Annotated in this window: 24 protein-coding genes; 13 read left to right on the forward strand and 11 right to left on the reverse strand. The window is 37.2% G+C overall.

What is annotated here, in order from left to right:
- Positions 1 to 132: 132 nt before the first annotated feature.
- The 7 genes from paaD to RTX21_RS17120 all read right to left on the reverse strand — a co-directional run bounded on the left by paaD (position 133) and on the right by RTX21_RS17120 (position 7,256).
- Positions 133 to 618, reverse strand: coding sequence for a 1,2-phenylacetyl-CoA epoxidase subunit PaaD (gene paaD, locus RTX21_RS17090; protein ID WP_312769619.1), 486 nt, complete (start codon positions 616 to 618; stop codon positions 133 to 135).
- 129 nt (positions 619 to 747) lie between these two features.
- The gene (paaC, locus tag RTX21_RS17095; protein WP_312769620.1) at positions 748 to 1,512 is read right to left on the reverse strand and encodes a 1,2-phenylacetyl-CoA epoxidase subunit PaaC; all 765 of its coding nucleotides are present in this window, start codon (positions 1,510 to 1,512) and stop codon (positions 748 to 750) included.
- A 118-nt stretch (positions 1,513 to 1,630) separates the two neighbouring features.
- On the reverse strand, positions 1,631 to 1,918 hold the full coding sequence (paaB, locus tag RTX21_RS17100) for a 1,2-phenylacetyl-CoA epoxidase subunit PaaB (RefSeq protein ID WP_063970555.1): 288 nt from the start codon (positions 1,916 to 1,918) through the stop codon (positions 1,631 to 1,633).
- Positions 1,919 to 2,025: 107 nt separating this feature from the next.
- Positions 2,026 to 2,985 (reverse strand): 1,2-phenylacetyl-CoA epoxidase subunit PaaA, encoded by a 960-nt coding sequence (paaA, locus tag RTX21_RS17105; RefSeq protein ID WP_312769621.1) that lies wholly within the window; start codon positions 2,983 to 2,985, stop codon positions 2,026 to 2,028.
- 348 nt (positions 2,986 to 3,333) lie between these two features.
- Positions 3,334 to 4,416, reverse strand: coding sequence for a 1,2-phenylacetyl-CoA epoxidase subunit PaaE (gene paaE, locus RTX21_RS17110; protein ID WP_312769622.1), 1,083 nt, complete (start codon positions 4,414 to 4,416; stop codon positions 3,334 to 3,336).
- A 92-nt stretch (positions 4,417 to 4,508) separates the two neighbouring features.
- Complete coding sequence (locus RTX21_RS17115; RefSeq protein WP_312769623.1) at positions 4,509 to 5,108, reverse strand: TetR/AcrR family transcriptional regulator; 600 nt, start codon at positions 5,106 to 5,108, stop codon at positions 4,509 to 4,511.
- Between the two features lie 72 nt (positions 5,109 to 5,180).
- Positions 5,181 to 7,256: a thiamine pyrophosphate-dependent enzyme gene (locus RTX21_RS17120; protein ID WP_312769624.1), complete on the reverse strand. Its 2,076-nt coding sequence runs from the start codon at positions 7,254 to 7,256 to the stop codon at positions 5,181 to 5,183.
- A gap of 197 nt (positions 7,257 to 7,453) precedes the next feature.
- On the opposite strand from RTX21_RS17120, the gene RTX21_RS17125 reads away from it, so the two are divergent.
- From RTX21_RS17125 to guaB, 8 genes are all read left to right on the forward strand, one after another.
- Positions 7,454 to 8,845 carry a hypothetical protein gene (locus tag RTX21_RS17125; protein ID WP_312769626.1) on the forward strand — a complete coding sequence of 464 codons (1,392 nt, stop codon included), beginning with the start codon at positions 7,454 to 7,456 and terminating at the stop codon, positions 8,843 to 8,845.
- Positions 8,845 to 9,171, forward strand: a complete 327-nt coding sequence (locus tag RTX21_RS17130; RefSeq protein WP_312769627.1) for a nucleotide pyrophosphohydrolase — start codon at positions 8,845 to 8,847, stop codon at positions 9,169 to 9,171. Before RTX21_RS17125 ends, RTX21_RS17130 begins: the two co-directional genes overlap by 1 nt.
- An 85-nt stretch (positions 9,172 to 9,256) precedes the next feature.
- The gene (locus RTX21_RS17135) at positions 9,257 to 10,477 is read left to right on the forward strand and encodes a 3-phosphoshikimate 1-carboxyvinyltransferase (RefSeq protein WP_312769629.1); all 1,221 of its coding nucleotides are present in this window, start codon (positions 9,257 to 9,259) and stop codon (positions 10,475 to 10,477) included.
- Positions 10,478 to 11,137 carry a hypothetical protein gene (locus RTX21_RS17140; RefSeq protein ID WP_312769631.1) on the forward strand — a complete coding sequence of 220 codons (660 nt, stop codon included), beginning with the start codon at positions 10,478 to 10,480 and terminating at the stop codon, positions 11,135 to 11,137.
- Positions 11,138 to 11,932, forward strand: a complete 795-nt coding sequence (locus RTX21_RS17145) for an SDR family NAD(P)-dependent oxidoreductase (RefSeq protein ID WP_312769632.1) — start codon at positions 11,138 to 11,140, stop codon at positions 11,930 to 11,932. It abuts the gene before it with no gap.
- A gap of 134 nt (positions 11,933 to 12,066) precedes the next feature.
- Positions 12,067 to 12,429, forward strand: coding sequence for a GIY-YIG nuclease family protein (locus tag RTX21_RS17150; RefSeq protein ID WP_312769634.1), 363 nt, complete (start codon positions 12,067 to 12,069; stop codon positions 12,427 to 12,429).
- Positions 12,430 to 12,440: 11 nt separating this feature from the next.
- The gene (locus RTX21_RS17155; protein ID WP_312769635.1) at positions 12,441 to 14,048 is read left to right on the forward strand and encodes a hypothetical protein; all 1,608 of its coding nucleotides are present in this window, start codon (positions 12,441 to 12,443) and stop codon (positions 14,046 to 14,048) included.
- A gap of 210 nt (positions 14,049 to 14,258) precedes the next feature.
- Entirely contained in the window at positions 14,259 to 15,719 is a 1,461-nt protein-coding gene (guaB, locus tag RTX21_RS17160) for an IMP dehydrogenase (RefSeq protein WP_312769636.1), read from the forward strand.
- 139 nt (positions 15,720 to 15,858) lie between these two features.
- Here guaB and RTX21_RS17165 read toward each other — a convergent pair whose 3' ends face one another.
- The gene (locus RTX21_RS17165; protein WP_312769638.1) at positions 15,859 to 16,770 is read right to left on the reverse strand and encodes a T9SS type A sorting domain-containing protein; all 912 of its coding nucleotides are present in this window, start codon (positions 16,768 to 16,770) and stop codon (positions 15,859 to 15,861) included.
- Positions 16,771 to 17,080: 310 nt separating this feature from the next.
- On the opposite strand from RTX21_RS17165, the gene RTX21_RS17170 reads away from it, so the two are divergent.
- Positions 17,081 to 17,428: a hypothetical protein gene (locus tag RTX21_RS17170; protein WP_312769640.1), complete on the forward strand. Its 348-nt coding sequence runs from the start codon at positions 17,081 to 17,083 to the stop codon at positions 17,426 to 17,428.
- Between the two features lie 28 nt (positions 17,429 to 17,456).
- Here the strand turns inward: RTX21_RS17170 and RTX21_RS17175 are convergent, their stop codons facing one another.
- Positions 17,457 to 18,542, reverse strand: coding sequence for a DUF4407 domain-containing protein (locus tag RTX21_RS17175; protein ID WP_312769645.1), 1,086 nt, complete (start codon positions 18,540 to 18,542; stop codon positions 17,457 to 17,459).
- A gap of 151 nt (positions 18,543 to 18,693) precedes the next feature.
- On the opposite strand from RTX21_RS17175, the gene RTX21_RS17180 reads away from it, so the two are divergent.
- A complete protein-coding gene (locus tag RTX21_RS17180; RefSeq protein WP_312769648.1) occupies positions 18,694 to 19,131 on the forward strand; it encodes a hypothetical protein in 438 nt (145 codons plus the stop codon).
- On the opposite strand, the gene RTX21_RS17185 is transcribed toward RTX21_RS17180, so the two are convergent.
- On the reverse strand, positions 19,121 to 20,065 hold the full coding sequence (locus tag RTX21_RS17185; RefSeq protein ID WP_312769651.1) for a YihY/virulence factor BrkB family protein: 945 nt from the start codon (positions 20,063 to 20,065) through the stop codon (positions 19,121 to 19,123). The two genes, RTX21_RS17180 and RTX21_RS17185, sit on opposite strands and share 11 nt — an antisense overlap.
- A gap of 38 nt (positions 20,066 to 20,103) precedes the next feature.
- The gene (locus tag RTX21_RS17190) at positions 20,104 to 20,622 is read right to left on the reverse strand and encodes a gamma carbonic anhydrase family protein (RefSeq protein WP_312769654.1); all 519 of its coding nucleotides are present in this window, start codon (positions 20,620 to 20,622) and stop codon (positions 20,104 to 20,106) included.
- Positions 20,623 to 20,937: 315 nt separating this feature from the next.
- Here RTX21_RS17190 and RTX21_RS17195 point away from each other — a divergent pair, with 315 nt between their 5' ends.
- The 3 genes from RTX21_RS17195 to RTX21_RS17205 all read left to right on the forward strand — a co-directional run bounded on the left by RTX21_RS17195 (position 20,938) and on the right by RTX21_RS17205 (position 23,363).
- Positions 20,938 to 21,816, forward strand: a complete 879-nt coding sequence (locus RTX21_RS17195; protein WP_312769656.1) for a NifU family protein — start codon at positions 20,938 to 20,940, stop codon at positions 21,814 to 21,816.
- Between the two features lie 116 nt (positions 21,817 to 21,932).
- The gene (gene hemH / locus RTX21_RS17200; protein ID WP_312769658.1) at positions 21,933 to 22,970 is read left to right on the forward strand and encodes a ferrochelatase; all 1,038 of its coding nucleotides are present in this window, start codon (positions 21,933 to 21,935) and stop codon (positions 22,968 to 22,970) included.
- Positions 22,971 to 22,982: 12 nt separating this feature from the next.
- Positions 22,983 to 23,363, forward strand: a complete 381-nt coding sequence (locus tag RTX21_RS17205) for a VOC family protein (protein ID WP_312769660.1) — start codon at positions 22,983 to 22,985, stop codon at positions 23,361 to 23,363.
- Positions 23,364 to 23,399 lie beyond the last annotated feature (36 nt).

Below are 23,399 nucleotides of genomic sequence, written 5' to 3' on the forward strand. Positions count from 1 at the left end.
TTTTTGAACGCAAAGTGCGCAAAGTTTTTTAACTACTAAATGTTTTTAAGTTCGCAAAGGCGTAAAACTTAGCTAAGAACTCAAAGACTTATTATTAAATCTAACAACTATAAACCATCAACTAACAACTATTTAATGGCATTTAAAATAATCAAAAGGTTCTCTGCAATCATCACATTGATACAAAGCTTTGCAGGCTGTGGAACCAAACTGACTTATCAAATGTGTATGTTTTGAACCACAAAGTGGACATTCGACCTCATCTGTTTTTGAAAATAATTCGTCGCTATTTTTTGAATAGACAGGTGGTGCGATGCCGTAAGCTTTTAGCTTTTGTTTTCCTTCTTCCGTCATCCAATCGGTAGTCCACGCAGGACTTAATCGATTGGTCAATTTAATATTATTGAAACCTTTTTCAATCAGTTTCATTTTGATAGCCATATTAATCATCGAGGTTGCAGGACAGCCGGAATAAGTCGGTGTCACTACAATTTCGACTTCGTCTTCATTAAGATTCACATCACGGATGATTCCCAAATCCAAAAGATTGAGAACAGGAACTTCCGGGTCGGGAACTTCTTCTAAGATTTGCCAAATATGTTCTTCTGTGACTGTCATTTTTTGTTTTTATCGCAAAGGCACAAATAATTTTGATTAATTCAATGTTTTAAGTCGCAAAGGTGTACGCTATATTTTGCGACTTAAAGCAATTTTTATACACAGTTTTTACGCTTTTGCGTAATATTTCTACCATTCCATATTAGGATAAGTGCGTTGCATCACTTGCATTTCGGCCAGGATGTAACCCATTTTTTCCGTGTGTTTGCCGTCTTTTCCGCCCGTTAATCGTCTCGATTTTGAGAAATCGACAGACAAAGTTGCTTCATTAAGGATTTCAAGAACTTTTGTTTTCCATTTGGTTCGGAAAATTCTGATATCTGGAATTATATTTTGTTCAATTAATTCTAATTCCCAATTGGTTGGAATAAACATTTCGTCTGTAAAATCAATGATACTTTCCACTGATTTTTGAATTCTGTTATGACTTTCTTCTGTTCCGTCTCCTAGACGAATCATCCATTCGCTACTCCATTTTAAATGATAAGTCACTTCTTTCAGAGACTTTTCTGCGATGGAAGCGAGTTTCAAATCGGAATGATTTTTCAGTTCGGTCAATAAAAGATGATGATAGGCATCGAAGAAAAACTGTCTTGCAATCGTATCTCCAAAATGTCCGTTTTCTCTTTCGACTAAAAGCAGATTCCTGAATTCGCGCTCGTTTCTCAGGAAAGCTAAATCATCTTCCGTTTTTCCTTCATTCTGAATTTCGGCTGCATACTGATAATAGTTGGAAGATTCTCCCAACAAATCCAAAGCAATATTGGACATTGCAATATCCTGCTCCAAGACTGGTCCTTTTCCACACCATTCGCAAAGACGTTGTCCGAGAATTAAACTTGTATCTGCAAGATGCAGAATATAATTGAGCCAGTTGTTTTGATTGTTTTCCATTTTATTAAATAACGCTCTTTTTAAAAGTTGAATTACAGCAGCCCGACTTGAGCGGAGCTCATTCGCCAGAGGCGGATAGCGGGAGCGGAAGGCGGATTAAGCTGCCCTAAAAATCATATTACATATTTTTCACCTCTTCCGGAACGTGATAAAACGTCGGATGACGATAAACCTTGTCTTCCGAAGGTTCGTAAAATGCCTCGGAATCATCGGGATTTGTGGCATGGATGTGCTTGGATTCTACCACCCAAATGCTGACACCTTCCATCCTTCTCGTATAAACATCGCGCGCATTTTGTATTGCCATTTCCGCATCAGCAGCATGAAGACTGCCAACATGTTTGTGGTCAAGACCTTGCCTGCTTCTGATAAAAACTTCCCAAAGCGGCCATTCTGTATTTTGCATAATTCTTATTTTATTATTTCTCGCAGATTTAACAGATTATGCTGATTTTGTTTGAATAATTTGCTAAATCTGAATAATCTGCGAGAGAAAATTTACTTACCAAAAATCTAAACTGTTTTTCTGTTTTGTTCTTCTCTTAATTTTCTTTTCTCGTGATAAGCAGTTGCGGCTTCTCTTACCCAAGCGCCGTCGTCGAAGGCTTTTTTGCGGGTTTCAATTCTTTCTTTGTTACAAGGTCCGTTGCCTTTGACCACTTTCCAAAACTCATCCCAATCGATTTCTCCGAATTCGTAATGTCCGGTTTCTTCATTGAATTTCAAATCTGGGTCTGGAATTGTCAAGCCTAAATATTCTGCCTGAGGAATAGATACATCTATGAAACGCTGTCTCAGTTCGTCATTCGTGAATCGTTTGATTCGCCATTTCATTGATAATTCTGTATTTCCAGAGTCGGCATCTTTTGGTCCGAACATCATCAAAGTCGGCCACCACCAACGGTTGAATGCATCCTGAGCCATTGCTTTCTGCTCTGGTGAACCTTGAGCGAGTTTCATCATCAGCTCATAACCTTGTCTCTGGTGGAAACTTTCTTCTTTACAAATCCTAACCATCGCTCTGGCATAAGGTCCATAAGATGCTCTACAAAGCGGAACCTGATTCAGAATTGCGGCACCGTCAACCAACCAGCCGATTGCGCCCATATCTGCCCAAGTCAAAGTCGGATAATTGAAAATGCTGGAATATTTAGCCTTTCCGGAATGTAAATCGTTAATCGTTTCATCTCTTGTAACACCCAAAGTTTCGGTGGCGCAATAGAGATAAAGTCCGTGTCCTGCTTCGTCTTGAACTTTTGCCAACAAGATTTTTTTACGATTCAAAGTTGGTGCACGAGTAATCCAATTCGCTTCCGGCAGCATCCCGACAATCTCGGAATGCGCATGCTGAGAAATCTGACGAACCAAGGTTTTTCTGTACGCATCAGGCATCCAGTCTTTGGGTTCGATACGGATTTCTCTGTCTATTTTATTCTGAAAATGTTCTTCTAAATTGATTTCTGTTGTTTCCATAATGTTTTGGGGTTAATGGAATTTATTTAAACGCAAAGTGCGCAAAGTTTTTTTTAACTACTAACTGTTTTTAAGTTCGCAAAGGCGTAAAACTTAGCCAAGACTAATTCTAAATTATCTTTGTCATTCCGTAAGAATCTAAACTAGCGAGATTCCTACGGAATGACAAACTTTTGTTTATAGCCTTACTTGTTTTACACCAATTTTGCAGCCCGACTTGAGCGGAAATCCTTTTTTGCGTGTACTTCGAGTTCTATTGAAACTGAAATCTTCTGCAAAAAAGATTGGTAGCCCTTCGACTTCGCTCAGGATAAACTACAGGCGGAAATAGCTGCCATAATTATTATTTTATTTAATATCAAAATTAACAACCACTTCCTCCGACCTCGGATGTGCTTGGCAAGACAAGATAAATCCTGCTGCAATCTCGTCTGGTTCGAGAGAATAATTGATGTCCATTTCTACTTCACCTTTCTCTAATTTGCATTTACACGTCGCACAAACTCCGCCTTTGCAAGCGTAAGGTAAATCGGCTCCGTTTTGTAAAGCTGCATCCAAAATCGTTGGTCCGTGATAAGCTAAATCCAACTTCAAAGCTGTTGCATCCAATTTCACTGTGACTTTGCTAAAATCATCATCGGATTGATTGATTGCTAACTCGTGTTCCTTTTTCTTTTCCGCGGAAGCCGCACTGAAGAATAATTCGAAATGAATTTTCTTAGCTTCAACGCCTGATTGGATTAAAGTATCTCTAACGCTCAGAATCATTTCTTCCGGTCCGCAAAGAAAAACCTCATCTATTTTCTCTGCCGGAATGATTTTGTTGAGGAATGATTTTGCTTTCTCAGAATTGATTCTGCCACTCAATAAATCGGCGTCTGCAACCTCGCGACTGAGGATATGATAAATGCTCAATCGTTCCATAAAAAGGTTTTTCAAAACTTCGATTTCTTCTTTGAAAATGATGGTTCCTTTGTTTTTATTGCCATAAATTAGGATAAATTGGCTTTGAGGCTCGCTTTTCAAAACCGATTTGATAATGGAAATTATAGGTGTGATTCCACTTCCTGCTGCAAAAGCAACGTATGTTTTCTTATTTTCGGGATTCAGTTCTGTGTAGAATTTTCCCATTGGAGGCATCACTTCCAGAACGTCGCCTTCTTTCAGGTTTTCATTCATAAAAGAAGAAAACAGACCTTCGGGAACTTTTTTGACAGCGACTTTCAATTCGTTTTCGTGCGGACTGGCGCAAATCGAATAGGAACGACGAAGTTCCTGCTCGCCATTCATTTGTTTGAATGTCAAATATTGTCCTTGCGTGAATTTGAACTGTTCTGCCAATTCTGCAGGAACATCAAAACTCACGGAAACACAATCCTGCGTTTCTTTCTTGACTTTTTTTACTTTTAAAGGATGAAAAACTACTGACATTTATTTTTAAACGCAAAGTGCGCAAAGTTTTTTTTGATTAACTATATGTTTTTAAGTCCGCAAAGCCGCTTACGCTTAGCTAAGATTTGAATTTAATTATTTAAACCATTCATTAGCAAAGTTTTCAGATCATCTTCCAGTTGCTGTGGTGTGATTTTTCGGCTTGGTTTGTACCATAATTCTATCCATCGGATTGAAGACAACATCGTGAAAAGAGCAACAGAAACATTCATTTTTTTGAATTCTCCGCTTTCCATTCCCTGTTCTATGATGTTGGCAAAGCTTTTTTCGTAGGACTTTCTGGTTTCTTTGTATTGTTCTTTCTTATCATTAGACAAATATTTCCAATCGTTGTTCGCTACTGAAACCGATGCTGCATCTTCTATAATCAGTTGAACGTGAAGTCCAATGATGGCATTCAGTTTTTCCTGAAAGCTTTGGTTGGTATTTTCTATTTCCTGAAGCTGGGAAATATATTGGTTGGCAATTTTAAAACAAATCAATTCCAGGATTTCGTCTTTGGATTTGATGTGATTGTACATACTTGCGGCTTCCATTCCTACTTTCTCCGCCAAGTCACGCATACTGGTTCCGCCAAAACCTTTTTCTTTGAAAAGCATTGCGGCTTCGGACAAAATCAATTCTTTTTTATTGATTTTGTTTTTCTTATTAATTATTAATTCCTGTATCATAATGTGTCACTCCTACGGAGTTCCTTTAAAAATAAAAATCGTTTTGCTACAAACATTTCGCTCCTACGGAGCTTAGTATTTCAACAGTTGTTCTATTTCTTTAATTAATTTCTGTGTGTTTGGCAACATCTCCTTTTCCAATTCGGAATTGATAGGAATTGCAGGCAAATCTTTTGCACCAACCACTTTTACCGGAGCGTCGAGATGTCTGAAACAATTGTCACTGATTCTCGCTGCCAGACTTTGAGCGAAACTATTATTCACAGGTTCTTCGGTCAAAACGATGCAACGGTTATGTTTTTTTACACTTTCGAAAACCCGGTTCTCATCCAAAGGTGCGAGTGTTCTTAAATCGATGATTTCAATCTGATTATCAAACTTTTTCGCTGCATTCGAAGCCCAATAAACGCCCATTCCATAAGTAATGATGGTTAAAGTTGGCTTATCCTGCTGATTTTCACAAAGTAAAACTTCTCTAGCTTTTCCAAACGGAATAATGTAATCTTCGTCTGGCTCTATAGTTTTTGCAGTTTCTGTGCCTTCGATTTTTGTCCAATATAATCCTTTATGTTCTAACATCACAACTGGATTTGGGTCGTAGAAAGCAGCTTTCATCAAACCTTTTAAATCTGCACCTGTTGATGGATAAGCGATTTTGATTCCTTTAATATTGCACAAAACACTTTCCACAGAACTCGAATGATACGGTCCACCACTTCCGTATGCGCCAATCGGAACACGCAGAATCATTGAAACCGGCCATTTTCCATTAGACAGATAATAACTTCTGGAAACTTCGGTAAACAACTGATTCAAGCCTGGCCAAATGTAATCTGCGAACTGCACTTCGACAATCGGCTTCAAACCAACGGCGCTCATTCCGACTGTGGAACCAACGATAAACGCTTCCTGAATTGGTGTATTGAAAACGCGTTTCTCTCCAAATTGACCAGCCAAGGTAATTGCCTCACGGAAAACGCCTCCCAATCTCAATCCGACATCTTGTCCATATAATAAGGCTTCCGGATGTTTTGTCATCAATTCTCTGATGGCAAACAATGCGCAATCTACCATTACCGTTGGAATTTTTCCATTTGGAGAACGTTCTCCTCTTTCTTCGGTGATTGGCGTTGGTGCGAAATCGTGTTTGTACGTATCTTCCGGTTTTGGGTCTTCTGCTAAAACAGCATTTTCAAAATCATTTCTTACGATTTCTGCAACTTCTTTTTCTATGGTTTCAATTTCAGAATCTTCGATGCTGAATTCTGAAAGTGTATTTCTTAATTTGATTAATGGGTCATTCTTCGCACATTCTTCCAAATCATCGCGATACCATTCTTTTCGTACGCCAGAAGTGTGGTGATTGAGCAAAGGAACTTTAGCGTGAATCAACATCGGTCTGCGTTCTTCCCGAATGATTTTGATGCATTCTTTGACGGTTTCGTAAGATTTAATAAAATCAGTTCCGTCGATGGTTCTGGTTTCGATGCCGTTAAAACCCTGCATATATTTTGTGATGTCTTGCGCTCGGATTTCGTCTGCACTGGCGGAAATATCCCATTCATTGTCCTGAACCAGATAGAGAATCGGCAATTGTTTCAAGGCAGCCATTTGAAATGCTTCGGAAACTTCGCCTTCTGTGCAACTGGCGTCGCCGAGTGAACAAACTGCGATTGGTTTTTCGGTAAAGTTTTCGGCGATTCCTGTTTCTTCTTTGTATTTTATTCCCATTGCAATTCCAGTGGTTGGGATGGCTTGCATTCCTGTTCCGGAGCTTTGGTGAATCATTTTCGGGAAATCGTCTCGTCGCAAACTTGGGTGTGAATAGTATGTTCTTCCACCAGAAAACGGGTCGTCGCGTTTTGCTAAAAGCTGAAGTGTCAATTCATAAGGCGTAAGTCCAACACCCAATAAAATCGAGTCGTCTCTATAATAAGGACTCACGAAATCCTGTGACAACAATTGCATTCCCAACGCGAGCTGAATCGCCTCGTGTCCGCGGGATGTGGCGTGAACGTATTTCGATGTGATTTTTTTTTCTTGTTCAAACAAATCGCTCATCGTTTTGGCCGTAAACATCAAACGATAAGCAGATTTCAGTAAATCAGTCAGGCTAATTTCTTTGTTTAAAAAATGTCTTTTGGTCATTTCCATATTTAAACATTTGACATTCAATTTATTATTCTCAGTTTTGATAATTGAATGTGATTTATTCAAAAATACACTTTTTTATTAAACTAACAAATGTTAGTTAGTTTTTATGGGTGTTAAATTTATTTAAGAAAATTTGAGCTTTTACAAAATAAAAATTTAAATTTTGTAGTTTTGAAGATTAAACAAGATAAATGAAAATTAAAATACTTTTTGGAATTGCATTTTGGTCACTTTTGCTTTTGGCAGGTTGTAATCGCGATGATATTTCTTTTGATTCCCCAACTCAACTTTTGAGATTCTCTACCGATACAGTTTTTTGTGATACAGTTTACAATCAGATGCGTTCAGAAACTTATGCCGTGAAGGTTTATAATAATGAAGATAAAGATATTCTAATCCCAGAAATCAAGCTGGAAGGTGTCAATGCATCTCTTTATAAAATAAATGTTGATGGGAAAGTAGGCACTAGTTTTGACCGGGTTGCACTGAGAAGAAAAGATAGTCTTTATGTTTTCGTGGAAATTGCACCTACTACGACAGTTCCCGAATCTATTGCAGAAGCTCAAGTGGTTTTCAGAACGCCAGCCGGCGAACAGAAAGTAACACTTTTCTCGGTTGTTCAGGATGCAGAATATTTTATTAAAACAGATTCAAATCCTAATATCATTTCAGAAAATACAACTTGGACCAAAGATAAAGTGAAAGTGATTTTTGGAGATTTGACTATTGCTGAAGGTAAAACTCTAACAATGGAGCAAGGAACGAAAGTCTATTTCCGAAAGAACAGCGGGATGAATTTTGCGAAAAATTCGGTTCTTGATGTGAAAGGTGCTTTGGGCGAAGAAGTAATTTTCCGAGGCGACAGAAGTGACACCAAATATGATACTTTGCCAGCCAACTGGAACGGAATCAAAATGGATGAAGCGACAGTTCTTAATATGAATCATGCCAGAGTTTTTGGAGGAAACGTAGGACTTCAATTGAAAAATAATAACAACGCAATCATTAATAATTCGATTTTCCATACTTTCCAAAATGCCGGAATTTATGGTATTCATTCAAAATTGACAATGAACAATGTGGTGATGAACAACTGTGGCGAAGCTGATTTGGCAGTTGCAGGAAGCGGAACTTACAATGTCAATTATTCGACTTTGGCGAATTATTGGAATCTCAATTCATCAATGTCTGCAGTTGGAATTTTCGCTAGCAACACTTGGGAAAATGAAGAAGGCATTTTAGAATCTGGATTGGTAACTTTGGCTGTCAAGAATTCCATTATTTATGGAGATACATTGGATTTGGTTTCTTTTAGTAACAATTCTGCTGGAACAGCAGTTAGTGCTCGCTTTGATAATACATTATTGAAATTAAGTTCTAGCTCAGCATTCACTCCGATTGGCGATAACATTATCAAAAACGAAGATCCGAAGTTCCAGAATTATTTCACGCAGAAAATGAATTTGAGAGTTAAAGCAGATTCGAAAGCAAGAGGAAAAGGAACTAATCTTGGAGGGATCACAGCTCAAGATATTACCGGAAATACAAGAACTTATCCTGCAACTTTAGGAGCTTATCAATAATGGAAATTACAAGTCTCCAAACTCAGGTTGATGAATGGATAAAAACCATTGGCGTTCGCTATTTCAATGAGCTGACGAATATGGCAATGCTCACTGAAGAAGTTGGCGAAGTTGCCAGAATCATCGCCAGAAGATACGGCGAACAATCTGAAAAAGAATCCGATAAATCCAAAGATTTGGGCGAAGAATTGGCCGATGTTCTTTTTGTAACGCTTTGCTTAGCCAATCAAACCGGAACAGACTTGCAATCCGCATTCGATAAAAAAATGAAAATCAAAACTGATAGAGACAAAGACCGACATCAGAATAATGAAAAATTAAAATAATTTGTAAAACGTATTAATGTAAAATGTATTCACGAGTTGAATCAAATCATTAATACATTAATACTTCTTACATCAATACATAGAAATGATTATAAAAAAGTCTGAACTTATAGACGGAAAAAATATCCAAATCACCGGTTCGAAAAGTATTTCGAACCGTCTTTTGATTTTAGGGAAATTGTTTGGGAACATTGATATGCTCAATCTTTCCAATTCTCAGGACACAACTTTGCTAAAAAAAGCTTTGGAATCTGATTCAGAAACCATTGATATCCACCACGCTGGAACTGCGATGCGATTTTTGACTTCTTATTATTCCATTTTTGAAGGCAGAAAAACCATTTTGACAGGTTCTGACCGAATGAAAAACCGTCCCATCAAACCTTTGGTAGATGCACTTCAGTCGCTTGGTGCAGACATTATTTATCTTGAGAAAGAAGGTTTTCCGCCGTTGCAAATCATCGGCAAAAAGATTGAAAACAATTTAGTTAAAATCTCAGCCAACGTTTCCAGCCAGTTTTTGACTTCATTAATTTTAATCGGAGGAAAATTGGAAAACGGACTGACGTTGGAATTGGAAGGCGAAATCACCTCAAGACCTTATCTCGAAATGACTTTGAAAATCCTGAACGAAATCGGAATCAAGTCTCATTTTGCAGAAAACAGAATCGAAATCGTTTCACATAAAAACCATATCAGGACCGAACATTACGAAGTAGAAAGCGACTGGTCGTCAGCATCTTATTTTTATTCTTTATGCGCGATTGGCAGAAAATCAATCACCTTGAAAAGTTATCATACTTTGTCTTTGCAAGGCGACAGCGTGATTAAGGAAATCTACTGGAAATATTTCGGAATCAACACGGTTTCGGATTATGCAGAAAACTCGATTTCGCTTTTGCCAGAGCCCGCTTTCGAATATCCGGAATTGATTACGATTGATATGAACGATTGTCCTGACATCGCACAAACGCTTTGTGTGACGGCAACAGCGTTGAAAATCCCTTTCGTCATCACAGGACTTCACACTTTGAAAGTGAAAGAAACCGACCGTTTGGTAGCGCTTCAAAATGAATTATTGAAAATCGGCGGAAAAACTCATATCACGGTCGAGAAAATAGAATCTTGCGAATTCATAGAACCTCAAGAAAACATTTCGATCGCGACTTACAACGACCACAGAATGGCGATGGCTTTTGCCCCGTTTGCTTTGGTTAAGGAACTGAATATCGAAAATGAAGATGTTGTGGAGAAATCTTATCCTGAGTTTTGGGAGGATTTTGCTGAGGTTACTAAATCAAATTAAATGAAAAACATCTTTTCATTTTTAACCTTAATATATTGTTCAATTCTCCAATCTCAGGAATTGAAAGATTTCGTAGTTCCAAAAACTTACGAGAAAATCCTTGAAACTAAAGGCGACCTCGATAAAGATGGAAAAGATGAAATTGTAATGATTTTTAATATTACTCCAAGAGAAGAAGTATCGGGCAGGAAACTTTATATTCTTAAAGATGTCAATGGAAAATCGAAGATTTGGAAAGAGAATTCAACAATAATTTTTGACAGTAAAGAAGGATTTTATCCCACTGAAAATAAGTTAGAAGTAAATATTAAAAACAATAGTCTGAATATCCTTCAGTCCTATTACAACAATTCCCGCCATTCAGATACAGCAAAATACACTTTTCGGTTTCAGAACGGCGATTTTTATCTAATTGGAGCATCCATTTGTTTTGATGACACCTGTGAATTTAATTTCAAAAATGAGGTTAATTTCTCAACTGGGAAAGTGATTATTGACAATCAATATTCGGATTGTGACGACGATTCTGACAGGAAAATTCCTGAAAACTATTACAAAGAATTTACGCAAAAATTCCCTAAACTCATCAAAATGAACGATTTCAGGATTGGCAAAAATGAAATCAAAATCCCTAATTCAACAAAATCATTTAATTACTAAATGTCAAAAACTATCATCATCACAGGCGCTTCATCCGGAATTGGATTCGCACTGGCAGAATATTTCGGAAAAAAAAGAAACAAAGTTTACGGATTGAGCCGAAAGGTCGTGAGCTCTGAATATTTCGTGTCTATTCCGACTGATATTACAGAAAAAAAACAAATCGATAATGCCATTTCTGAAATCTTGAAAACGGAAACCAGAATCGATATTTTGATTAACAACGCCGGAATGGGAATGGTTGGTGCAATTGAAGATTCTACGAAAGACGACATTTTGAGATTATTTAATCTTAATCTAATTGGTTCTGTTCAAATGATGACAGCAGTTCTTCCAAAAATGCGTGAGCAGAAAATGGGAAAAATCATCAACGTTTCCAGCATCGGTTCAGAAATGGGATTGCCTTTCCGGGGATTCTATTCCGCATCCAAATCGGCTTTGGACAAGGTTACAGAAGCAATGCGTTACGAAGTTTATCCTTGGAACATCAAAGTTTGCTCGCTTCATTTGGGTGATATCAAAACCAATATCGCAGAAAACCGTGTCAAAACCAAGGTTTCTGAACCTTACAAAAATGTCTTCGAAAAAGTCTATTCTTTGATGAATTCTCACGTTGGCGACGGAACAGAGCCTTTGGATGTTGCCGTTTACGTTGACCAACTTTTAGGGAAATCAAAATGGAAAGCACATTATTATTTTGGTAAATTCGGACAGAAAATCGGAGTTCCTTTGAAATGGATTCTTCCGCAGAATACTTATGAGAATCTGATGAAGAAGTATAATAAAATGGATTAACCTCGGTTTTAAATATTAAAGTCTTCGTCGAAGTTTATATTGAGCGAAGTCGAAATACTCAGCCCGACAGTTAGTAAAAAAATAGTTAGTATTAGCGATGTCACATTGAGCGGAGTCGAAGTGCTTCCCACAAGATGAAACAATATTATGTTTACATATTAAAATTTTCTGATAACTCTTATTACACAGGAGTTACAAGCGACTTGGATTCTAGAATTAATAAACATCAATCAGGACATTATCCTGAAAGCTACACGCATAGCAGAAGACCAGTTCAATTGGTTTTTTATACTGAATTTAATGAAATCGACCAAGCTATTGCTTTCGAAAAACAAGTAAAAGGTTGGACTAGAAAGAAAAAAGAAGCTATAATCAATGACAATTGGGAGAAATTAAAAGAATTATCGATTTGTCAAAATAATAGCCATTCAGACAATTTTGAAAAGGGCTTCGACTCCGCTCAGCCTGACAACTCAAACAATTCATCACAACATTAGATTAAAATTCATTGAGTCGATTTCTATTCATATTAGCTTTATTCATATCTTTTTTCTCCAACGCGCAGAATAAAGAATATTGGCTCATCGACAAAGAAACAAACACCAAAAAAATCGTTTCCGATTCTGCCAAAGCAGTTAAATTTCTGGATTCATTAGCAGAAAATTCTTACTTCTTCACAGAACTGAAAGACGTTAAAAAAATAGAAAATCGGACAGAGATCTATTACGACAAAGGCCCAAATTTCAACAAAGCGAATGTGAAATTTTCAGATTCTTTGATGACAGATTTGAAGTTTCAGAAGAATGAGATTTACACCAAAAACTTAGATTCGCTCAAGAAAAATATCAATCAAAAATATCGGGACAAGGGTTTTGCTTTCAACCGTGTGAAAACCAAATTCCAGAAAATGGAAAACGGAATTCCGTCGGTCAAAATCTCAGTCGTTCCGGCTTCGCAACGGAAAATTGATGGCATTGTTTTCAAAGGTTACACGCGTTTACCGAAACAATTCGTTAAAAACCTCAACAAACAATATCTCGGTAAAAACTACGATGACAAGAATTTGGTTTTAATGAATCAATCTCTGCAAAATCATCAGTTTGTATCGTTGGAAAAACCGCCTCAGACTTTGTTTACCAAAGATTCTACCCAAGTTTTTCTCTTTACTCAAAAACGAAAAACCAACACTTTCGACGGAATGATTGGTTTCGGAAACGATAAAACCGAGAAATTTACCGTCAACGGAACTCTGAATGTCCAGATGAAAAATATGTTCAACAGCTTCGAAAGCATTGGCATCTATTGGCAGAGAAATCCCGACAAAGGACAAACTTTTGATTTGCAGACGGACATTCCTTACACGTTTGGAAGCAATGTTGGACTGAACGTGAACGTCAATATTTTCCGCCAGGATTCCACTTTTGCGAATGTCAAATTTTTGCCCGCGGTTTATTATCATCTTTCGCCAAAACAAAAACTCGGTCTCAAAGGGACTTTCGAATCTTCTGCGATTCTGGATTCACTTTACACAAGCGGTCGCGATTATAGCAAAAAAGGGATTGGTGTTTATTATCAATATCAGGAAGGGAGCGACATTCCACTGTTCATCAACAAAAGCAACATACGTGTTGAAGCTGATTTCCTCAAAACAACTTACGACGACACGCAGGAAAAGTTTGACCAAATCCGGTATTTTCTTTTTGCAGAACACAACTTCAATTTGTCCGGAAATCACTTTCTCAATATCAAAGGAGAATCGGCTTTGCTCAGTTCTAAAAACGAATTATCGACAAACGAACTTTTTCGGTTTGGAGGCTGGAACTCGCTTCGAGGCTTCAATGAACAGAGTCTTGTAAGCGATTTTTACGCATTTGCTGGAGCCGAATATCGTTATCTCGTGAACGACCAAGCCTTCTTCGACCTTTTTGCACAATATGGTCAAATGTCCAACAAAGCGCTGGGAATCACGCCAAAACTCTACAGTTTAGGTTTGGGTTTCAATTTTTTCCTTCCTGTCGGTCTGATGAGTTTCCAAATCTCCAACGGAAATGAGTTTGGCAATCCGTTTAAATTTAACGAAATAAAAATTCATTGGGGAATCCTCAGTCGATTCTAGAATTTTTAGGAGCCAGGAACCTGCTGTCCACTATATCTTTTGCAAAATCCATCCAAGTCCAAAGCTATTTTTGCAAAAGGATGTCGTTCCCATCAGGGCTAGGACATCAGACATCCAATCATCATTTCTCAGAATATTAATTATTTATCAAATAAATTACGATATTTTCAAATTCAATAAAAATAGCTTAATTTTGCAAAGAAAGTAAAGATGTCTATTCATAACAAAATTGTAGAGACAGCCATCACTTTCGATGACGTTCTTCTAGTCCCTTCTTATTCAGAAGTTTTACCTAATCAGGTTTCCCTAAAATCAAGACTTACAGACAAAATTTCGCTCAATGTTCCGATAGTTTCCGCAGCAATGGATACGGTTACAGAAGCTGATTTGGCAATTGCACTAGCGAGAGTTGGCGGCTTGGGTTTCATTCACAAAAATATGCCAATTGCAGAACAAGCTTCGCAAGTCAACAGCGTGAAACGTTCCGAAAACGGAATGATTGCCGACCCGGTGACATTGTCAAAAGACCACACTTTGGCAGAGGCGAAAGCATTAATGGCGAATTATAAAATCTCTGGACTTCCTGTAGTCGATAAAAATAATTACCTCATCGGAATCATCACCAATCGTGATGTGAAATATCAGGAAAATCTTGAAATCAAAGTTGAGGAAATTATGACCAAAGAAAACCTCATCACGTCCGATAAAACTACCAATCTTGAAAAGGCGAAAGAAATTTTGCTAAAAAACAGAATCGAGAAACTTCCGATTGTTGACAAGAAAAACAAATTAGTCGGATTGATTACAATTAAAGATATCGACAATCAATTAGAATATCCAAATGCCAACAAAGACCAAAACGGAAGACTGATTGTCGGAGCTGGTGTTGGTGTTGGTGAGGATACGATTGAAAGAATTACAGCATTAGTAAAAGCTGGCGTTGATATTGTTGCCATCGACTCTGCTCACGGACATTCGAAAGGTGTTTTGGATAAAATCTCTGAAATCAGAAAAACTTTCCCGGATTTGGATATCGTTGGTGGAAATATCGTAACAGCGGATGCTGCAAAAGATTTGATAAAAGCAGGAGCTAATGTCTTAAAAGTTGGTGTTGGGCCAGGTTCTATCTGTACAACGAGAGTTGTTGCCGGAGTTGGAGTTCCTCAGCTTTCTGCAATCTATAATGTTTATGAATTTGCTAAAAAGAAAAATGTAGCTGTTATCGCCGACGGTGGAATTAAATTGTCTGGTGACATCGTAAAAGCCATTGCAAGTGGTGCAGGCGCAGTAATGCTCGGGTCTCTTTTAGCTGGAACTGATGAAGCTCCGGGAGAAGAAATTATTTTCCAGGGAAGAAAATTCAAGTCTTATCAGGGAATGGGTTCTCTTTCAGCCATGAAACGTGGCGGAAAAGAGCGTTATTTCCAAAGTGAAGCCAAGAAATTTGTTCCCGAAGGCATCGAAGGCAGAGTTCCTCACAAAGGAAAACTGGAAGATGTGATTTTCCAATTGACTGGAGGTCTTCGCGCTGGAATGGGCTATTGTGGCGCTAGAGATATCGAAGCGTTGCAGAAAGATTCGAAACTGGTTATGATTACAGGAAGCGGATTGAAAGAATCGCACCCGCACGATGTAATTATTACGCAAGAAGCTCCGAATTATTCTTTGTAAAATAGAATATTTTCGAATTAAATAAAAGCTCTGATGATTATTAACTAATAATTCAGAGCTTTTTTATGATATAAAGATTAACAACATAAAAAAGAGCTACAAAAATGTAGCTCTTCAATTCTATTTAAAGTTTTAGAAATTACTTCTTGATAACTTTTGTGGATTCTTTAGAACCATCAACATACTTGATGTTTACGATATAAGAACCTTTAGCTAAATTCTCTACGTTGATAGAAGTCTCGGCTGTAGTTTTTACAATTTTACCAGCAACATCATAAATAGAAACTGATTCTACTTTCTTATCAGACTTGATATTAACAACATTCGTAGCAGGGTTTGGATAAACACTTACAGACGATTTTTTAGTTACATCAGATACAGCCAAGAAAGGATCTGTATTAGTAGCACTTACAGTAATATTATCAAATCCTGCAGTAGTAATACCAGCTAATAAAACATCTAATTCTTGAGGAACCAAGTCTGGAGTTCCTTCATAAGTAATAACATCACCATTATCTACTTTTATTTTCACTTCCCCAGTTGTCATATCATATGAAGCTTTGATATGGTACCATGTGTTAGCTGTTACATTATCAGCAATAATTATTCCAGCAATCTCATCCTGTAATGAAATATAACCTTCTCCCGGATCCCATCCAATCATCATTGGCATAGCATAGCCAGCATCGACATCATATATTTGTATATAGGCAGCCGCATCGGAACCACCAGTATCAGTTCCTGTGTAATAATCATATTCTACCACAAAAATGTTATTTCCACTTGTAGCCCCTTCCCAATTAGTCGCATGATAATGCCAAACACCATCTGCATTAGATGCTATACTGCCTAATTGAAAAGATTTTCCGTGAGTTGCGTCGATATTAGCTACTTTAGTCCAGTTTGCATTTCCACCTCCATCTCTAGCCCAACCTCCTTGAGTATTTAGGTTACCAACAGTATAAGTTTCAAAATTATCATTCCACAAACTTTGAGAATAAGCAGTAAAAGCCATTACTGCTGTTAAAGAAAAAGATAAAATTCTTTTCATAATAATTAAATTTAAAAATTAGGATGTCAAAGTTATTAATTATTTTTCAAAAAAAACAAACAAACATTTAATTTTTAATATTGATTTCTAATTTTAACGTTTACATTCACAATACCCATTTGTAGTATTTAACTATAAATAATTAAAAAACAAATATTTAGACCCAATCTTTACAATAAATAATAAATTTAATTTAACACATCTATTTTTCAATGGTTAAATTCAATATTTTCATAATTTAAACAAAAAAGCTCCTAATTTTTGTGTTGATTATCAAATATCTTAATAAATTTGCAACTTAGTTTTTACAATGAAGAAGACCACACTTTTCCCACTATTATTCTTAACCGTTTTTATTTTTGGAATGCTTTCTTTCACATCGAACAAGAAAGTAATTGCCGTCGTTTTCAACAAAGAAATGACAAGGAAGGACCTGATGAGTCTTCAGAAAAATCTGAAAGATAAAAACATCATCTTGGTATTCAATAAAATGAAATTTACTAAGAATCGATTGAGTTATATCGATTTTAGTATCGATTTTGGGGATGGTTTTTCAGGAACTTCAAAATCTGTAATTACAAAAAACACAGAAATCGGTTTTATGCGAGATTATAATGATGATGCCGAACAGCCTTTTGTTGTCGGTAATTTAAAATAAAAAAAGCTTCCAAATTTGGAAGCTTTTTTTATGTATTATTCTGGTTTTGTTTTCTTTCTTTTCTGATTTTAAGGTCATCTTCAAAATCATCGATTCGATAATCTGTCAACGAGTTTCCTTTTCTGATTTTCTCCTTAGAATAAAGTTTGAATTCGTTCTCAGTTTTCTCCAAAAGATAATCATAAGGTCCAACCGAAGAAATTAGTTTAATCAAAACCGGCGAAATTTCCAGAACAATAAACAATCCCATAATGAAACTTGCTGCCAAAGCGATGATTGCCGAATTTTTTCCCAACTCATCCAAAGCCTGCAATCTCGCTGCAAAACCATTGAACTTATCTTCAATCCCTTCAGTTGATTTCCTTTCGGTTTCAAGGTTAGAATAAACTTTGGAAATTTCGGTGTCCAAGTATTGCAGTCTCGGTTGCATTTGCTTTTGATAATTTTCAAGGTCAGCTCGTTTCTGTTCTTTCAGTTCGGCTTTTCTTTTGGCATTGGTTCCGTAACCAACTTTTCCGCTGGTTAAACCAGATTGTTTTCCGAGAATTTCTTTCTCCAATTCTACAGAAGCGGAATCATAAGTGATTTGATAATTTTTAATCTGATTTTGGATTTGTTTTTTTTCCAAATCAAAAGGACCGGATTGTTGCAGAATCCTTCCGCTCATTTCTGCCTGCAATTGTTTCTTATTTCTTTGAATAATCGTATTCAATTGTTTGTTAACTTCTTTCTCAAAGATTTTCAGTTCCAAAGGTTTTGAAATAATGATTCCGAGAAAAGTCGCTAAAATCAAACGTGGAATTGTCATCAAAACTTGATTCCACCAAGTTCCTGTTTTTTTGATTGAGGAAACAATATATCTATCCAGATTGAAAATCATTAATCCCCAAAGAATCCCGAATCCTACTGATGCCCAAAGATTATCGAAAACAGTAAACATTGCATATCCTGCGGATAATGTTGCAAAAATTGCAGTGAACAAAACAATTCCTCCGATTCCGGCAAACTTGTTCCATTCTGATGATGATTTTTTCAGCAGATGAATATTTCCACCGGAACAAATCATCAGAAAATGCTGAAACCAATTCATTTTATGTGTGTTAGTATTTTTCATTTAATTTGAATTCATCATAATTTGTCATTTAAAACGTTAATTTGTTACAAATAGTATTAGGCTTTACCTAATAACTAAATCTATACCAATTTATTTTTATTCATATTAAATTTCTAGGTATTATATTTGATGACAGACTTAAAAATATTTTATGAAAAACCTATTGTTACTAGCAGCTATTGCAACGCTTTCGTTCTCTTGTAAATCCACAATCAATCCAGATAATCTTCCCAAACCTCTTCCAGAAAGGCCAAAAGAAAGTGCGGAAAATGGAAATCTAACACAACAAGAAGCGCAGGAAATGGAGAATTTAAAATCCGAAATTCTGACAATGGCAAAAAGTGAAAAATGCGTCAATTCTGCTGATTGGAAATCTGTTGGACTTGGCGTGAAAGCTTGTGGCGGACCTGTTTTTTATATTGCATTTTCATCTAAAATAGATGAAGCCAAGTTTTTGGAAAAAGTCAATTTGTATAATCAGAAATCAACAGAATATAATAAAAAATACAATCTGGTTTCAGACTGTATGTTGATATTGCCACCGGAAAAAATCGAATGTGAAAACGGAAATCCTGTTTTCAAATATTAGATTCCGGATTCTGCGGCGTAACATTTTGCGCTTCAGAATCTCTGTATAATTTTTGTTTGCTCCATTTGGCGTGTTTAGACGGAACGATGGTGTGCCCTTTCCTGTAAGCATAAATCTTAGTAAACTCAGCCCCAAAGAATATCAATTGACAGGAATAATTAATCCACATCATCAACAGAATTACAGTTCCGGCTGCGCCAAAAATGGAAGTCGGCTTAGAAAAATCAAAATAAAAACTTATCGCCATCTTACCTAAATTAAAAAGTAATGCCGTAACAATCGCACCAATCCAAACCGATTTCCATTTGATTTCCACATCCGGCAACACTTTGAACATAAAAGCAAACAACACAGTTACAATCGCCAATCCCAGAATAAAATTACTCGCCTGGATAATCACATAAGTTTCCAGACCAAAATATTGCGTAATCAAATTGTTGGCGAGTCCAATCAGAGAAGATAAAAGCATACTTACCAGAAGAAGGAATGCGATGATGAGAATCATCCCTAGAGAATTGGCTCTATCCAAAATAAATTTCTGCCAGGCTTTTTTCGGTGCAGCTTCCACATCCCAAAGATTGTTAAGCGTACTCTGCATTTGAAAAAATAGACTGGTTGCACCAAAGACTAAAGTTCCGACTCCAAGAGCCTTCATCCAGAAATTCTGCTTATCAACCATTGCACTGGCAATAATATCCTGAATACTTTTCGCGCCTTCATAACCCATTATGCCTTGCAGTTGTCGGCGGATTTCGCCATTCACAGCTTCTTCGCCAAAGAAATGCCCTGCAACCCAAATCACAATAATCATCAGACCAGGCAGAGAAAATATTGCGTTATAAGCCATACTGGCGCTGTCTTTAGCAGCAGTAGAAGACATCCATTCGTTGAAGGTTTGTTTGAGAACTTCCCAAAAAGAGTTAAGCTTTTTCATTCCTTAATTTTCTTGGGAAATTCAATCTTTATACCAACTTAGTCTTCTTTATACCAGCTAGAGTATTTAACATAATTATTGGCTATTCTGTCAATTTCGCCCGTAATCAGGTTTTGGGAAACATCTTTCACTTTTTTTGCCGGAACGCCAGCCCAGATTTCACCTTCTTTGATATGTGTATTGGCCGTTACCACAGCGCCTGCCGCCACAATCGAGTTGCTCTCTACAATGCAGTCATCCATTACAATAGCGCCCATCCCAATCAGAACATTATCTTTTATCGTACAGCCGTGGACAATCGCGTTGTGACCAATCGACACATTGTTTCCAATAGTGGTCGGACTTTTTTGATATGTACAATGTATCATCGCATTGTCCTGGACATTCACTTTATCGCCCATTTTGATGAAATGAACATCGCCTCTCAAAACCGCATTGTACCAAATACTGCAGTCGCTTCCCATCATCACATCGCCGATTATCACAGCAGTTTCTGCCACAAAAGTATTCTCTCCAAGTTGAGGCGTTTTGCCTAAAAGTTCTCTTATAATTGCCATATTTTTTATAATTGATAAATGATAGTTGATAAATATTTTTAAAGTGATAATAGTTTGGGCGCCTTAATCCGTCCTCCGTTCCCGCTTTTTTGCGCCAGAGTTTTCCCAAGGCTTACAAAAAGAGCTCCACTAAGGCCGGGGCGCAGATTCGTGTTCCAAATCCCGTTTTGTCATCTGTTTTACAAAAAATCAATCTCATAGAAAAAATCGAAAATCCGTAAAGCTTCTCATAATCAAAACTTAACACAACATTGGGATTCGCCCGCTTTTTTCTTCCACCAAATTACGATATTTTTGTAGTTCAATATACTTAAAATGAGAGAAATCATTATAGAACCTACAGAAAACAAGAAAGTGATGAAGTTCGTGACGGACTACACTTTGATTCCCGGTTCACTGGAATTGGACAGAGATTCTGACATTTCCGAAATCCCGTTAGCTCAGGAATTGTTCAATTATCCTTTCGTGAACAGAATTTTCATTACGGCTAATTTTATTGCTGTGGCTAAAGAAGATACTGTAGAATGGGAACATGTTGCAGAAAGCCTGAAAAACATCATCGAAGACGAATTGTTGGCAAACCCGAGAATCTATCTTCAGAAGAAAAAAGAGATGTACCAAATCTATTCTGAGATGACGCCCAATCCTGCGGTGATGAAATTTATCTCCAGCAAGATGCTAATGGACGGATTCATTGAAGTTAAATCCCGTGAAGAAGCGGACGAAGTGCCTTTGGCAAAAGAATTATATGAAGCTTTTGATTTTGTGAAAGAAATCTATGTGAGCGACAATTTCGTGGCAGTAACTCGAGACAGCCAATTTGAATGGCACGAGATCATGAATCAAGTTCGTTCTTTTATCGCCGAATTTCTTCAGGCTGGAAAAACAATTTCAAATCTGGAACCTCACGCGCACGAGAATCCCGTCTTGAAAATCATCAACAGAGAATACACGAACGACGAGCAAAAAATCAGCGATATTCTGAATGAATATGTGGCACCAGCTGTAGAAAATGACGGCGGAAAAATCTCTCTTATCGAATATGACCAAGAGAACAAAACCGCAAGAATGTTGCTTCAAGGCGCTTGCAGTGGTTGCCCGTCATCCACAGCGACTTTGAAAAACGGCATCCAGAACATTCTGAAACAGTTCGTCCCGGAATTGGTGGAGAATGTAGAAGCAGTAAACGGATAAAATAGGTTCTCGCAGATTTAGCGAATTTTGCAGATTTTTAAAGTAAGATTTAATATCGGCTATATCGGGAAAATCTGCGAGAATTAAATATTTTTAAAAATTATTAAAAACTCATTTTGGAAAATAGCAACAAAAAAGGAATTCTCCTGGTCAACCTCGGTTCTCCGAAATCGACGGATGTCAAAGATGTTAAAGACTATCTGGACGAGTTCCTGATGGATGAAAAAGTCATCGATTACCGCTGGGTTTTCCGTGCATTATTGGTTCAGGGAATCATTCTGAAAACCAGACCGAAAAAATCTGCCGAAGCGTACAAAACGGTTTGGACGGACCAAGGTTCGCCTTTGATTGTGATTTCCAAAAAACTTCAGGAAAAACTTCAGGAATTGGTGGATGTTCCGGTTGGTCTGGGAATGCGCTATGCAGAGCCATCAATCAAAACCGGCATTCAGGAATTGGTTGACCAAGGCATTACAAATATCACGTTGTTCCCGCTCTATCCTCAATACGCAATGAGCACAACGGAAACGGTGATTGACAAAGCAGAGGAAGTTCGACTAAAATTCTTTCCCGATATCAAAATTAATTATGTAGAACCGTTTTATGACCGCGAGATTTACATCAATTCTTTGGCAGAAAGTATCAGAGAAAAACTGCCTGCGGATTTTGATTTGTTGCAGTTTTCTTATCACGGTGTTCCGGAGCGTCATATTTACAAAACCGACCCCACGAAGACCTGCAATATGAATAATTGCTGTCAGAAAGAAGACAATCCTTCGCACAAATTCTGTTACAGGCACCAATGTTATAAGGTGACGGAGTTGGTTTGTGAGAAGTTGGGCATTCCGAAAGAGAAAGCATTGGTGACTTTCCAATCACGATTGGGGAAAGATAAATGGATGGAACCTTATACAGACGCTACTTTGGAAGGTCTTGGCAAAAAAGGCATTAAAAAACTGGCGATTGTTTGTCCTGCTTTCGTTTCGGATTGTCTGGAAACCTTGGAAGAGATTTCTGAAGAAGGCAAAGAGCTATTCCTGCACGGCGGGGGCGAGAGATTCGATTATATCCCGTGTCTGAATGAGGAACAAAGTTGGGTCAATGTTGTTAAAACGCTTTGTGAAGAAAAGCTGGACGATTTTTATTTTCATTAATTTCTTCATCCAATGATTTTTCGATACGCAAGACATACTCAGAATCTGGAGAAGTTGATTGGCTTCTACACCAAAGTTCTGGACTTTAAAGTTCTTGGAGATTTTAAAGACCACAACGGTTATGATGGAGTTTTTCTTGGAAAGGACAATGAGAAGTGGCATTTGGAATTCACCCAAGATAACAACATTCCTGAATCTCAATTTGATGACGATGACATCCTGGTTTTCTATCCGCAATATTTGGAAGAGTTTCAAAAGATTGTCGCTAATCTTGAACTTTATAAAGTTCCCATTTTGCAACCGAAAAATCCTTACTGGAAAGAAAACGGAATCTGTTTTGAAGATTGTGACCGTTATAAGATTATTGTTTCTGACATTAGAATTACGCAATAAATTAAAAAACCGCCTCAATAATCTGAGACGGTTTTT

It is taken from the genome of Epilithonimonas sp. (genome assembly GCF_032054305.1).
Classification (GTDB): domain Bacteria; phylum Bacteroidota; class Bacteroidia; order Flavobacteriales; family Weeksellaceae; genus Epilithonimonas.

Bases quoted from the DNA above. Each gene is read 5' to 3' on its own strand.
- paaE (WP_312769622.1), bottom strand. From the start codon at position 4,416: ATGTCAGTAGTTTTTCATCCTTTAAAAGTAAAAAAAGTCAAGAAAGAA.
- RTX21_RS17150 (WP_312769634.1), top strand. From the start codon at position 12,067: ATGAAACAATATTATGTTTACATATTAAAATTTTCTGATAACTCTTAT.
- RTX21_RS17120 (WP_312769624.1), bottom strand. From the start codon at position 7,256: ATGACCAAAAGACATTTTTTAAACAAAGAAATTAGCCTGACTGATTTA.
- RTX21_RS17195 (WP_312769656.1), top strand. From the start codon at position 20,938: ATGAGAGAAATCATTATAGAACCTACAGAAAACAAGAAAGTGATGAAG.
- paaC (WP_312769620.1), bottom strand. From the start codon at position 1,512: ATGGAAAACAATCAAAACAACTGGCTCAATTATATTCTGCATCTTGCA.
- RTX21_RS17140 (WP_312769631.1), top strand. From the start codon at position 10,478: ATGAAAAACATCTTTTCATTTTTAACCTTAATATATTGTTCAATTCTC.
- RTX21_RS17135 (WP_312769629.1), top strand. From the start codon at position 9,257: ATGATTATAAAAAAGTCTGAACTTATAGACGGAAAAAATATCCAAATC.
- paaA (WP_312769621.1), bottom strand. From the start codon at position 2,985: ATGGAAACAACAGAAATCAATTTAGAAGAACATTTTCAGAATAAAATA.
- RTX21_RS17165 (WP_312769638.1), bottom strand. From the start codon at position 16,770: ATGAAAAGAATTTTATCTTTTTCTTTAACAGCAGTAATGGCTTTTACT.
- RTX21_RS17190 (WP_312769654.1), bottom strand. From the start codon at position 20,622: ATGGCAATTATAAGAGAACTTTTAGGCAAAACGCCTCAACTTGGAGAG.
- guaB (WP_312769636.1), top strand. From the start codon at position 14,259: ATGTCTATTCATAACAAAATTGTAGAGACAGCCATCACTTTCGATGAC.
- RTX21_RS17130 (WP_312769627.1), top strand. From the start codon at position 8,845: ATGGAAATTACAAGTCTCCAAACTCAGGTTGATGAATGGATAAAAACC.
- RTX21_RS17170 (WP_312769640.1), top strand. From the start codon at position 17,081: ATGAAGAAGACCACACTTTTCCCACTATTATTCTTAACCGTTTTTATT.
- RTX21_RS17205 (WP_312769660.1), top strand. From the start codon at position 22,983: ATGATTTTTCGATACGCAAGACATACTCAGAATCTGGAGAAGTTGATT.
- RTX21_RS17115 (WP_312769623.1), bottom strand. From the start codon at position 5,108: ATGATACAGGAATTAATAATTAATAAGAAAAACAAAATCAATAAAAAA.
- RTX21_RS17175 (WP_312769645.1), bottom strand. From the start codon at position 18,542: ATGAAAAATACTAACACACATAAAATGAATTGGTTTCAGCATTTTCTG.
- RTX21_RS17185 (WP_312769651.1), bottom strand. From the start codon at position 20,065: ATGAAAAAGCTTAACTCTTTTTGGGAAGTTCTCAAACAAACCTTCAAC.
- RTX21_RS17125 (WP_312769626.1), top strand. From the start codon at position 7,454: ATGAAAATTAAAATACTTTTTGGAATTGCATTTTGGTCACTTTTGCTT.
- RTX21_RS17145 (WP_312769632.1), top strand. From the start codon at position 11,138: ATGTCAAAAACTATCATCATCACAGGCGCTTCATCCGGAATTGGATTC.
- paaD (WP_312769619.1), bottom strand. From the start codon at position 618: ATGACAGTCACAGAAGAACATATTTGGCAAATCTTAGAAGAAGTTCCC.
- RTX21_RS17180 (WP_312769648.1), top strand. From the start codon at position 18,694: ATGAAAAACCTATTGTTACTAGCAGCTATTGCAACGCTTTCGTTCTCT.
- paaB (WP_063970555.1), bottom strand. From the start codon at position 1,918: ATGCAAAATACAGAATGGCCGCTTTGGGAAGTTTTTATCAGAAGCAGG.